General features: G+C 64.6%; 11 protein-coding genes and 1 pseudogene. 7 read left to right on the forward strand and 5 right to left on the reverse strand.

Features of this window, described 5'->3' with window-relative positions; genetic code table 11:
* On the forward strand, positions 1-1,996 hold a 1,996-nt coding region (locus B3873_RS18960), incomplete at its 5' end, for a hypothetical protein (RefSeq protein WP_286868180.1).
* Positions 1,997-1,999: 3 nt separating this feature from the next.
* On the opposite strand, the gene B3873_RS18965 is transcribed toward B3873_RS18960, so the two are convergent.
* Both B3873_RS18965 and B3873_RS18970 read right to left on the reverse strand, forming a co-directional pair.
* The gene (locus B3873_RS18965; RefSeq protein ID WP_286868183.1) at positions 2,000-2,359 is read right to left on the reverse strand and encodes a response regulator; all 360 of its coding nucleotides are present in this window, start codon (positions 2,357-2,359) and stop codon (positions 2,000-2,002) included.
* 133 nt (positions 2,360-2,492) lie between these two features.
* Complete coding sequence (locus tag B3873_RS18970) at positions 2,493-3,353, reverse strand: SDR family oxidoreductase (RefSeq protein ID WP_286868185.1); 861 nt, start codon at positions 3,351-3,353, stop codon at positions 2,493-2,495.
* 175 nt (positions 3,354-3,528) lie between these two features.
* Between B3873_RS18970 and B3873_RS18975 the strand changes: the two are divergent.
* The 6 genes and pseudogenes from B3873_RS18975 to B3873_RS19000 all read left to right on the forward strand — a co-directional run.
* Positions 3,529-4,632 (forward strand): annotated as a pseudogene (locus tag B3873_RS18975) (rhodanese homology domain-containing protein); the annotation flags it as partial.
* A gap of 172 nt (positions 4,633-4,804) precedes the next feature.
* Positions 4,805-5,479 carry a hypothetical protein gene (locus tag B3873_RS18980; RefSeq protein WP_286868188.1) on the forward strand — a complete coding sequence of 225 codons (675 nt, stop codon included), beginning with the start codon at positions 4,805-4,807 and terminating at the stop codon, positions 5,477-5,479.
* 138 nt (positions 5,480-5,617) lie between these two features.
* Positions 5,618-6,901: a PP2C family protein-serine/threonine phosphatase gene (locus B3873_RS18985; protein WP_286868191.1), complete on the forward strand. Its 1,284-nt coding sequence runs from the start codon at positions 5,618-5,620 to the stop codon at positions 6,899-6,901.
* Positions 6,898-7,461, forward strand: a complete 564-nt coding sequence (locus B3873_RS18990; protein ID WP_039787253.1) for a SiaB family protein kinase — start codon at positions 6,898-6,900, stop codon at positions 7,459-7,461. The genes B3873_RS18985 and B3873_RS18990 overlap by 4 nt, the downstream gene beginning before the upstream one ends.
* Before the next feature lie 28 nt (positions 7,462-7,489).
* Complete coding sequence (locus tag B3873_RS18995; RefSeq protein WP_034336874.1) at positions 7,490-7,879, forward strand: DUF1987 domain-containing protein; 390 nt, start codon at positions 7,490-7,492, stop codon at positions 7,877-7,879.
* Positions 7,879-8,601 carry a GGDEF domain-containing protein gene (locus tag B3873_RS19000; RefSeq protein WP_039787254.1) on the forward strand — a complete coding sequence of 241 codons (723 nt, stop codon included), beginning with the start codon at positions 7,879-7,881 and terminating at the stop codon, positions 8,599-8,601. The genes B3873_RS18995 and B3873_RS19000 overlap by 1 nt, the downstream gene beginning before the upstream one ends.
* Before the next feature lie 71 nt (positions 8,602-8,672).
* On the opposite strand, the gene B3873_RS19005 is transcribed toward B3873_RS19000, so the two are convergent.
* The 3 genes from B3873_RS19005 to B3873_RS19015 form a co-directional block, all read right to left on the reverse strand.
* Positions 8,673-9,308 carry a response regulator transcription factor gene (locus tag B3873_RS19005; RefSeq protein ID WP_039787256.1) on the reverse strand — a complete coding sequence of 212 codons (636 nt, stop codon included), beginning with the start codon at positions 9,306-9,308 and terminating at the stop codon, positions 8,673-8,675.
* Positions 9,309-9,684: 376 nt separating this feature from the next.
* Entirely contained in the window at positions 9,685-10,659 is a 975-nt protein-coding gene (locus B3873_RS19010; protein WP_051156450.1) for a diguanylate cyclase, read from the reverse strand.
* Positions 10,656-12,029 (reverse strand): response regulator (locus tag B3873_RS19015; RefSeq protein ID WP_286868197.1); only part of this gene is annotated, 1,374 nt, incomplete at its 5' end. The genes B3873_RS19010 and B3873_RS19015, both read right to left, overlap by 4 nt.

The following is a 12,029-nucleotide window of genomic DNA, read 5'->3' on the forward strand; positions in this document are numbered from 1 at the left end:
CAGCGAACGCGCGGTGTGGGCGGCCTTCATGCTGGGCCGTCTGCACGCCATTGAGGAGCGGCGTGCCGAGGCGATTGCCAGTTTCACCAAGGCACGCGCGCTGGCCGTCTCCGGCGCACCTGATCCGCTGGGACTGGCCGTGGCCAGTTACGGCGAGCAGGCGCGGCTGATGCTGTCGGGGCAGAGCGGTCCCTGCAACTGGTCCGATTTCAATGAAGGGCGGGATTGCGGCGAGACCATCCCGCCGGCCGATTTCAAGCAGGCGATCCGCTTGTATGCAGAGCAGGCGGCACGCGGGTCAACCAACGCGCAGGATTCGCTGACGGCGCTGGCCGCATGGAGCCTGGGACACGCCGACATCAGCGCGGCGCTGATCGATGACCCGGTCGCACAGCGCCTGCTGGTGGCCTATGCGCTGGCGCGCGTGGGCGACATCGCCGAAGGCAGCGGCAACGGCGACAGCTACTACGATCCGTCCGCGCCCAACAGCGGTTCGTCCGGCTACCCTGATGCGGCGCGCAGTGCCAAGGTCAAGCCCAACAGCGTCCTGGTGACCCTGGTCGATGCCCTCAAGCGGCGCGGCCTGGAAAAGATCGAAGGGGCCGACCGCGTGGCCGCGCTGGCCTATCGCACCGGCCGCTATGACCTCGCTGCCACGCTGGCGAACCGGCAGGAGACCGCCTTGTCCTGGTGGGTGCGCGCCAAGCTGGCGCTGCGCAAGGGGGACACCGCCGCCGCCGTGCAAGCCTACGCGCGCGCTGCGCAGGCATTCCCGCGCAACGATGCCAGCCTTGACCCATCCAATGCCAGCCTGCTCATGGGCGAACAGGGCGTGCTGACGCTCTCGCGCGGGCAGTATGTGGAAGCGCTGGCGCAGTTCCACCAGGCTGCCAGCGACAGCGCGCGCCAGTCACGCGGCGGTTATTACGGCGACTATGCCTACGCCAATGACATGGCTTATGTGGCCGAGCGCGTGCTGACCACCGATGAACTGAAAACCTACGTCGATGCCCATGCCCCAGCCTCGCCCATGCCGGCACCGGAAGCCGTGGCCAAGGCGGTGCAGAAGCAGGGTGGGGGGGCGCAGTCGGTGCGCTGGGTGGCCGTGGGCCTGTCGGCCATCACCGTCGAAGACAACCTGCGCCAGCTGCTGGCGCGGCGCCTGGTGCGCGACGGGCGCGTGGAAGAAGCGCTGCCCTACTTCCCGGACGATCGCGACGAGCGCTTCATCCAGAGCACCTACGATGCCGAGGGACACGAAGTCCCGGCCGGCTGGCGCATGCGCGCCAAGGCGCGCGAGTACGGCCAGGCACTGGACCGTGGCCAGCACGCCTGGCGCGCCAGCAGCCGCGCCCAGGGCTGGTACGAGGCCGCCGTCATTGCGCGGCGCCAGGGCATGGAGATCATGGGCTATGAACAGGGACCGGACTATGCCGTCTACGGCGGCAGCTATCCGGGCGGTGCGGGACGCGGCATGGGCATGTATGGCAACGAGGACAAGCCGCTGCCGGACAACCCGCAAGCCAGAGCCCAGGCCGATCTCCCCGGTCCGCTGGTGACCGACGGCGAGCGCCAGCGCTATGCCGCCACTGAAGCCAAGCCCTACAAGCGTTTCCATTATCGGGATATCGCGGCGGACTACGTCATGAAATCCGCCGATGCCTTGCCCGCGCGCTCGCAAGCCTTCGCGGCGGTGCTGTGCCAAGGGGTGAATTTCGTCTATTACGATCAGCCGCGTGCAGAACAACTCTATCTGCGCTACGTGAAGGAAGGGGCGGCCGTGCCGTTCTCGGCCGACTTCGGCCAGAACTGCGTGGAGCCGGATTTTGCTGCCGCCGCCCGCTTCCCGTACGTACAGGCATGGCGCACCACGCGCCGCTGGGTGGCGCAGCATCGCGCGCTTAGCGCGGCGCTGTTGCTGGCGGCCGTGGCGGGTGCAGGATTCGGTGTGGCGCAATGGCGCCGCCGCCGGCGTGCGGCAAAGACGGTCGCCTGAGTTTCAGTTGACCAGTTCGCGCTTCAATTCGGAGATGAGGGCGGGATGCAGCGAGCCGGCACAGAGAAAAGCCGGCCACTTGCCCTTGACCAGGTCCATCTCGCGCTCATCGCGGCACAGCAGGATCACCGGCACGTCGGCCAGCTGCTCCTGCGCCTTGAGGTAATGCGCCAGGCGCAGGCCGCTCATGCCTTCCATGGCCAGCTGGGCCAGCACCACGTCAGGGCGGTCCAGGGCAATGTGCTCGATGGCGTCATTGCCGCTGCTGGCGATCTGGATGTCGATGTCGTTGATGGCCAGCCATTCGGTCAGCGCACGGCTGACTTCCGGCTGGGGGGTAGCGATCAGGGCGGTCTTGTGCATGAGTGGACTCTCGCGAAGTCATGGGGCAAGCTCATCATGCACTGGCAGCAACATGGCTGCCATCGGGGTTTTCCTGAGGCAAGCTGCCGCGCCCGGATGTATGGACAGCGTGATGCATTGCCTGCAGACAAGCTCAGGTATTGACGATCTCCCCGCCATTGGGATGCAGCACCTGCCCGGTCATGTAGGAGGCGCCTTCGGTGGCGAGAAAGACATAGGCCGGGGCCACCTCATCGGGTTGTCCCGGCCGGCCCAGCGGCACGTTCTTGCCGAAGCTGGCCACTTCTTCCTCACTGAAACTGGCGGGAATCAGGGGCGTCCAGATCGGCCCTGGTGCCACTGCATTGACGTGGATGCCGGCCGGTGCCAGCTGCTGCGACAGCGAACGGGTGAAGGCCACGATGGCGCCCTTGGTGGCGGCATAGTCCACCAGATGCTTGCTGCCGCGATACGCGGTCACCGAGGTGGTGTTGATGATGCGCGCGCCCCGCGTGAGGAAGGGCATGGCTTCCTTGACCAGATAGAACATCGAGAAGATGTTGGTGCGGAAGGTGTGCTCCAACTGCTCGGCCGAGATCTGTTCGATGCTCTGGGCCGGATACTGCTGGGCCGCATTGTTGACCAGCACGTCCAGCCTTCCATAAGCATCCATCACGGACCGCACGGCGCTGCGGCAGAACTCGGGGGAACCGACGTCGCCGGGGATCAGGAGGCAGGGTGCATCCAGGGCCTGGATGTGTTTTTGGGTCAGTCGCGCATCCTCTTCCTCATCGAGATAGACGATGGCCAGCTTTGCTCCTTCGCGCGCATACGCCAGCGCCACGGCACGGCCAATGCCGCTGTCGCCGCCCGTGATGAGGGCGACCTTGCCTGCCAGCCGCCGTCCGGGTTGGCCGGCCGGTGCGGTGTGCGGGCGCGGGTGCATCTCTTGTTCGCTGCCGGGTTGATGGGTCTGGTGCTGGGGCGGAAGGCCTTCGGGTTTGGTATCGCTCATGCTGTCCTCCATGTATGGATGGCTTATAGTAAAAAGTCGATACGAGCCGGTCTGTAGTCCCGCACCCTGATGTGGGTGCGGCCGCTCACTGACGGTGATGACGGAGAGGCTGAAGATGAGGTCAACGCATATTCTTGGGCGCAGCTCTTCGTTGACGGTATCGCTTTGCGCTCGCTCCATCAGCGTGCCCGGTGCCGAGCTGGTGCTGCGCCTGCCCACCATTGCGCCCGATCCCAAGACGCGCGTGATCGTCAACTGCGCAGGCCGCACGCGCAGCATCATCGGTACGCAGTCGCTGGTCAATGCAGGCCTGCCCAATCCGGTCCATGCCTTGCGCAATGGCACCATCGGCTGGACGCTGGCGGGGCAGGCGCTGGAACACGGACAGGCACGCCGTTTCCCGGAAACGGTCGAGGCCAGCCAGCGCGAACAGGCGCGGCGGCAGGCGCGCAGCGTGGCCGATCATGCCGGCGTCAAGCGCATCCCGCTGGCACGGCTGGCCGAACTGGCGCAGCCGGACCGCACCGTCTATCGTTTCGATGTACGGACGCCCGAGCAATACCGATCCGGACATCTGCCGGACTTCCTCTCCGCGCCTGGCGGGCAGCTGGTGCAGGAGACCGAGATGAATGCCCCCGTGCGTGGTGCCCGCATCCTGCTGGTGGATGACGATGGCGTACGTGCTGACATGACCGCCTCCTGGCTGGCACAGATGGCGTGGGAAGTGGTGGTAGTCGACGGCGTGACGGCGGCCGATTTCACGGTCAGCGGCGACGCCCCGCGCGCGCTGCCGGTGGCGGCACTGCGGCCCGAGCAGCGCATCAGCGCGCAGCAGTTGCAGCGCTGGCTGCAGGCCGATGACGGCACGGTGGTGCTGGATGTGGCCCTGAGCGCGCGCTATGTGGCCGGACATGTTCCGGGGGCGTGGTTCGTGCTGCGCTCGGAGATTGCGGCGGCAGCGCGCCGCTTCCCCTCGGCCACGCGCTTCGTGATCACTTGCGGTAGCGCCTTGCTGGCGCAGTTTGCGGTGCCGGACCTGCAGGCGCTGGTGAGCCAGCCGGTGTTCCTGCTGGAGGGCGGCAATGCAGCCTGGTCACAGGCCGGTCTGCCACTGGAGAAAGGCGAGACCCATCTGCTTTCGCCGCGCATCGACCGCTATCGCCGTCCCTATGAAGGTACCGACAATGCGGCCAGCGCCATGCAGGCTTATCTCGATTGGGAATTCGGCTTGGTGGAACAATTGGCGAGGAATGGGACGCATGGGTTCTTCGTGATCTGAAGAACGCGTGTCGTCTGGAAGAAATTTGATCGTTCAAGCTTGAAATGAAAAACGGCCCACCGAAGTGGGCCGTGTTCCATATCATCTGTCCTGTGGGGGAGGCTGACGCCCGCGTGTCCACAAGCTCACCGAAAAATGGTAGCACACGCGCCAACGGATAGGTAGATGGAACATGGGCAATACCTTGACGGCATCGCAAATCGACAACATCATCGGCGCGCTTTCAGCCACCCGACTGGCGACTTTCCACAGCGCGGCAGGCTTTTCAGCCAATACCCATCCCATCGACAAGTACAGCTGGCATGCCTTGATGTCTGCGGCCTTCTTTGCGTCATTGCATGTGTGCGTGGTCACTGTCAGGAATGCCGTGGACAGCGCCCTTTGCAGTACCTATGGGAAGGACTGGCCATGGAATCGCAATTTCGAGCGCAGCCTGCCCAATCCCAAAGGACCGCATTTTCAGCCGCAGTCCGAGTTGATGCGTGCGCGGGGCAAAATGCAGAGCGGTGCCACAGGCAAGGTGATCGCCGAGCTCAGGTTCGCTTTCTGGTGCCATCTGTTCACCGTGCGCTATCAAGGACGTATCTGGGACAGTCAGATCCTGCATTGCTTTCCCAATTTTCCGCATCCGGTTCGGCCCGCACAAGCCCGGCAGGTGATTCACGCGGAACTGGAGCGCTTGCGCAGGTTCCGCAACCGTATCGCTCATCACGAGCCGATTCTGGCCGATCCGCTGGCACATCTGCAGTCGAGCATCCAGTCGCTGCTGCATTGGCGTTGCGCCGATCTCGCTGGTTGGCACGCGCAGTGGGAAACGGTCACTCGCGATTTGCAGTGCAAGCCGTGAACGCGGATCGCGATGCGATGCGATGAGACTGTCCGTCTCGTTTGCAAGATAACTTGTCGCTTAACAGCGTCACATTGTTGTCACAGGAATGAAATATGATCCGCGGTCTATCCAAAAATCACGACGCGGGCGAGCACGGTGGAAAGTCATTTCAGTCTGACTCCGGCGACAGGGAGCAAGTTGTTCCAACCGACAGCGGGAGCGCTGGCGGTCCAGGTGCCGGTGGTGCAGTTCGATGAGAACAACGCTACCGTCCTGGAGATCTTCGGCCAGCACAAGGAGCTGGTGAGCCTGCCCGTGGTGGAGCGGCAGCGGCCCATCGGGCTCATCAGCCGCCACATCTTCATGTCCCAGATGTCCAAGCCGTATCACCGCGAGCTCTACGAGCGCAAGAGCTGCATCGCGTTCATGGACAAGGACCCCCTCATCGTCGAAGCCGATACCCCCATCGAGACCCTGGGCGCACTGGCCGTGGCCTCGGGCGACAAGACCCTGGCCGATGGTTTCATCATCGTTGAACAGGGCCAGCTGGCCGGGCTCGGTGCGGGCCTGGCGCTGATGCGCGAACTGGTGGCGATGCAGGAAGAGAAGAATCGCCAGGTCATGCAAAGCATCGACTACGCCAGCGTGATCCAGCGCGCCATGCTGAGCGCCTCGCGCGCGGCCATGACCGAGGCGCTGGCCGATGCCTGCCTGGTATGGGAACCGCGCGATGTGGTCGGCGGCGACTTCTATCATTTCGAACCGCATCCCGGCGGCTGGTTTGCTGCGGTCGCGGACTGCACCGGCCATGGCGTGCCGGGCGCCTTCCTGACCCTGATCGCTTCGTCGTCGCTGAAGCAGGCGCTGGAACTGCACGGCCCGCATGATCCGGCGCGTCTCATGCGTGAAGTGAACCGCAGCATGAAGCGCGTGCTGGGACAGCACGGCCAGTCCGGCAAGCCCTCCGAATCGGACGACGGCATGGATGCCTGCTTCTTCTGGTTCGACAGCGCCACCCGCACCCTCACCAGCAGCAGCGCCAAGATGCCGCTGTTCCTGCTGGTGGCCGATGGCACCGAGGTGCTGACCATCGAAGGCAAGCGCGTCGGTCTGGGCTACGTCGATACGCCCGACGACATGCAGTGGGACAACCACAGTCAGCACCTGGCGCCGGGGTCCATGATCTTCGTCTGCACCGATGGCGTGATCGACCAGATCGGCGGCCCCAAGCACATCGCCTTCGGCAAGCAGCGCCTGCGCCGTACCCTGCTCGAACACGGCAGCCTGGCCATGCCTGCGCTGGGTCGCGTGGTGATGGATATCCACGCACATTACCAGGGCACGCAGCGGCGGCGTGACGACATCTGCTTCTTTGGCGTTCGCCTGGATGCCGCGCAGCCAGGCTCTCAACAAGACTCTCAACACGGAACACACGCATGAACGGTATCCAGCAGGAGTGGACGGAGCTCCATAGCTATGTCGCACGGCGCGACCTCGTCTTCTACTACGTCGGCTATTTTTCCCAGACCATCATCGCCGCCATGGCCGAGGCCGTGAAGCTGCGCGCCGAGCACACCGGTGCGCTGGCGCAGACCCGCCGCAAATTGTTCTCTTCCTTCATCGAGATGGCGCAGAACATCGTCCACTACTCGGCAGATCTGCATGAGAAGGAAGGAAAAGTCACAGAGCCGCCAATGCGCCATGGTGCGGTCTTCATCACCCAGACCGACGGCCACTACTTCCTGCATTGCGCCAATCCGGTCGATGCGGAAATGGCCGACAAGCTGCGCGCCAAGCTGGAGCATCTGCGCTCGCTGACCAACGATGAAATCAAGGCCGCCTACAAGGAAATGCTGCGCGCCGAAACACCGGCCGACAGCAAGGGCGCGGGCCTGGGTTTCCTGACGGTGGCGCGCGATGCCAGTGCACCGCTGGACTTCGAATTCTCCCAGCCCGCCGCCGATGGCGCGCAGACCTTCTATCTCCGGGCCACCATCTGAGGGCCCGCTGCCTCTGACACACGACACCATGGACAATTTATTCATCGCCGCCAGCGCCAGCTCTCCCGAAGTGGATTTCCGCTTCGACCAGCGCACGCTTTCGCTGAAGGGCGAATCCTATCCCGAGAATGCCGCCCAGTTCTGGGGCGAGATCATCACCACCTTGCGCCGCTTCCTGGCCGACGATGAGCAGGGCAGCACCATCACCGTCAACGTGGCGCTGGCCTACTTCAACAGCTCCAGCACCAAGATGCTGTTCTCGCTCTTCGATGCGCTCAACGAGAAGGCCGAGAGCGGCACCGAGGTCGTCCTCAACTGGTACCACGACGAGGAAGACGACACCATCTTCGAATTCGGCCAAGAGCTGCAGGAAGATTTCGCCGCGCTGGTCTTCCACGATCACGCGGTACAGAGCTGATGGACGGCGGCGACCTTTTCGCGGCCGAAGCCGAAGCCCTGCACCGCGCCAATGCGGTGCTGGCCGATCCTGCCAGCGACCCGGCCAGCCATCGCGCAGCGCTGGAAGAACTGGTGCAGCACTATGGCCAGCTGATGCGACAGAGCCGCCGCCTGATTTCGCGCAGCGACCGCACCGAGCGCGAACTGAACCTGCTCAATGCGCGCCTGCAGCAATTGAGCGACGAGCTGGACTACAAGGCGCGCCACGACAATCTCACCGGTGCACTCAATCGCGGCGCAGTGTTCGAGCAGGCGCACCAGATCCTGCAGCAATCTCCGATGTCGCTGGTCGTGCTGGATATCGATTTCTTCAAGCGCATCAACGATGAATTCGGCCATCCGGCCGGTGACGCGGTGATCCGCGAACTGGTCGCGCGCCTGCGCACCACGCTGGCAGGCAATGGCGTCATCGGGCGCGTCGGCGGTGAAGAGTTCACCATCCTGCTGTCCGGCGTGGCACTGGAGCAGGCCGTGATCCTGGCCGGACGGATCCGCCAGGCGATTGCCGGTGACCGCTTCCAGTGCCTGCCGGCGCGGCCGGTCACCTCCAGCTTCGGCGTGGCCTGGGCCGCCGCCGGCAGCGATTTCGAGGAAGCCTACGCGCGCGCCGACCAGGCCTTGTATCAGGCCAAGCGCGGTGGACGCAATCGGGTGGAGTCGGAGGAGTCGGTCACCGGCTGAGCTCCGGTGACCGTGATGGAGCAGGGGCAGGGTAAGTGGGCGGCATCGGCCGCCCCGTCAGTTTTCTTCACTCAGTAGCGCGTCATCGCCGCTACCAGCGCGGCCAGCGAGCCCGCGTTCATCTTGCGCATGACCTGCTGGCGATGGGCTTTCACGGTCCGTTCCGAGGTCCCCAGTTCGGCGGCGATCTGCTTGTTCAGCCGTCCTTTTACCAGACGTTCCAGCACTTCGCGTTCGCGCCGGGTCAGGGTCTTGAGTCGCTGGTGGTGCTCCTGCTGCTGCCGCATCTGCGGGCCCGATTCATCGAAGGGCATCAGCGCCCCGCGGAAGGCTTCCACCAGCTGCTGGCGTACCATCGGCTGGGTGCCGGCATCGCCGGCCGGAACGCTCATGAGGCGCTGGCCGGGGTCGTGCGGACCGTAGCGCTTGTCCTCCGGGGAGGCGGCCGGCGGTGCGCCGGTGATGACGATCAGCGGCCGGCCCAGTTCACGTTCATCCAGCAGCGAGCGCAAGCGCGGCGCATCGAGGTTCTGCATGTGGACTTCCAGAACCAGTCCGCCACGCGCGGTACCGGTGGTGTGCTGCAGGAACTGGTCGGCCGAGGGGTGATGGGCGACATGGAATCCGGCGGCTTCCAGCAGCCGGACCAGCGGTCCGCCGTGAGAATCTTCACCACCGACGATATGAGCGAGATGTGCAGTTGTCATGTTTTTCTTCCTTGACCGATAGGGACGCATCGAACGGGTTCAATGGGCTTCACCGCTCCCTTGCCGGGGAAACTGTTGCAGTTGACAAGGACATGCGGGAAGAAAAACGCAGTTTTACCGGGATGTCGAAAATAGTCGACGAAGCTTGAAATTCAGGCCGGTAAGTTCAAATTTATTCGGAAATTTCCTCGTTATTTTTCGAGATCGCGTTGCGTCGCAGCGACCGATGGGGACGGACGGCCGACACAGCGGCCGGATCGCGATCAGGACGGCGGCCATCTCTCTCCTGCCTTGCGGCTGCATGCGCAGCGCCAGCGCCAACGCCGATGGCCGGCTCAGGGCCGGCTGTGTTGTTCGTACGGTGCTGCAGCGGGGATCAGGACGCTGAGGACTGCAAGGCAGCGTCCTCGGCGGGGGTGGCGCAATACACCTGCGCCCGGCCGTGCGCTTTGGCCTGGTACAGGTTCTGGTCGGCCAGGGCAATCAGCGCGGCCGGCGTGCTGCTGTGACCGGGTACATCGACCGAGGCCACGCCGATGCTGAGCGTGACGAATTCGCTGGCGTCCGAGCGGGCATGCGGCAGGTGCAGGCGGGCCACGGCGTCGCAGACGTCGCGTGCCAGTTTCAATGCCTGCTCGCGGCCTGCCATGGGCAGGATGCAGGCAAATTCCTCGCCGCCGTAGCGCGCCACGCAATCATAGCTGCGGTGGAAGTTGCTGCGGATGGCGTGCGCCACTTCGGCCAGGCAGTGGTCGCCGGCCTGATGGCCGTAGTGGTCGTTGTATTTCTTGAAGTAGTCGATATCGATCATCAGCAGCGACATGGCCTGGCCGGAGCGCTTGCACAGCTCCCATTTCTCGGCCAGCTCGCTGTCGAACTTGCGGCGGTTGAACAGGCCGGTGAGCGAATCGGTGACGGCGATGTTGCGGTAGAAGTCGGATTGCAGTTTCAGCGTCAGGTGCGTCAGCACGCGCGCCTTGAGCACCGTGCCGTTGATCGGTTTGCTGATGAAATCCACGCCGCCCGCATCGAAGCCCTTGACCTCGTCTTCCTCGCTCTGCAAGCCGGTCAGGAAGATCACCGGAATGCCCAGCGTGGCGGTGTTCTGCTTGAGCCGTTCGCAGGTCTCGTAGCCGTTCAGGCCGGGCATGTTCACATCCATCAGGATCAGGTCCGGCACTACCTTCTCGCACAGCTCGATGGCCTGCAGGCCGCTGGTGGCCATGAAGATCTCGTAGTCGCCCTTGAGCAGGGCATTGGCGAGACGGATGTTGATGGGCTGGTCATCGCACAGCAGTACGCGCGGACGGCTGCCGCGCAGGGATGAGAGTTCTTCCAGGATGCGTTTCAACGAGGTTCTCCGAAATGGTCATCGAGATGGGCCAACGCCGCCGGGAAGTCGAGTTTCTCGATCAGTTCCCACAACTGCTGGTAGCGCGTCTGCTGCATCAGCCCATGGCGCTTGCCGATGGCTTCGGCCAGGTCCAGCGCTTCAAGGTTGCTCGACAATAGCAAGGCCCGCAGCGCCTGCCTATCAGGAAAATCGGAAGCCTCTGCTGTCGCTGTCGCCGGCTCCGCGCCGGCCTGCGGCGCAGCCGGTCCCGATGAGCCGGAAACCCCCTGCAGCGCCTGCATCGCCAGTTGCTGCAAGACCACACCCGCATCGCGCCGTACCGCCCCCAGCTCCTCTTGCCAGGCCGTGGGAATGACATTGGAGCTTGTACTTTGGCCAGCCCGGCACACGCGCTCGATCCCGGCGAAATAAGCGGCCAGGCCGCTGGCCCCGATGGTGGCGCACAAGCCCTTGAACGCATGGGCGGCCTGCTCGATGCCGCCCGGCGAAGCCTGCGCCAGCGCCGCGTCGTAGTCCGCGAAGAGGCGCTCCAGTTCCGGCCCGGCGGCATCCAGCGTGGTGCGATAGACGTCGCTGGCCTGACGGTAGCGGCGCATCAGGTCAGCGTAGACGTCGACCTGCTGGCGGTCGGCGGGCTGTACGTCCACGCGCGTAGCCTCGGCGGGCAGCGTCTCTTGCGCAGCGATGCTGCGGTCATGCTGGAGATGCGACAGCAGTGTCGGCACCAGCGTACTTACGTCGATGGGCTTGGCGATGTGACCAGCCATGCCGGCTGCAATACAACGGCGGCGGTCTTCCGGCGAGGCATTGGCGGTCATGGCCAGGATAGGAATGTGACGCAGGTCCTGCTGGCGGCGGATGCGACGGGTGGCTTCGATACCGTCGATGCCGGGCATCTGCAGATCCATCAGGATCAGGTCGTAGTGGCGCTCGGGATCGCAGGCCATGGCCACGCCGGTGCTGCCATTCTCGGCGCAGCTGATGTGCGCGCCATACAGGGACAGCAGGCCGGTGGCAACCTGGCGATTGACGGCATTGTCTTCCACCAGCAGGATCTGCACCCCTTCCAGTTCGCGCGCGGTCTCGCCGGCGGGCGCATGCTCGGCCTGCGTGTGCTCGTCCGCTGCACGCGCCTGCGACAGCGGCGTGGCGTCCTCGATCTCCATGGGCAGGTCGAACCAGAAGCGGCTGCCGCGTCCCGGTTCGCTGCTCACCTGCAACTGGCCGCCCATGAGCTGCACCAGATGGCGGCTGATGGCCAGCCCCAGCCCGGTGCCGCCATAGCGGCGGGTGGTGGAGGCTTCGGCCTGGGTGAAGGCATCGAAGATGTCCGTCAGACGTTCCGGAGCAATGCCGATGCCGGTGTC

Origin of the sequence: Herbaspirillum sp. UBA812 (assembly GCF_002296545.1) — a bacterium.
In the GTDB taxonomy this organism is placed as follows: Bacteria; Pseudomonadota; Gammaproteobacteria; order Burkholderiales; family Burkholderiaceae_D; genus Herbaspirillum; species Herbaspirillum huttiense.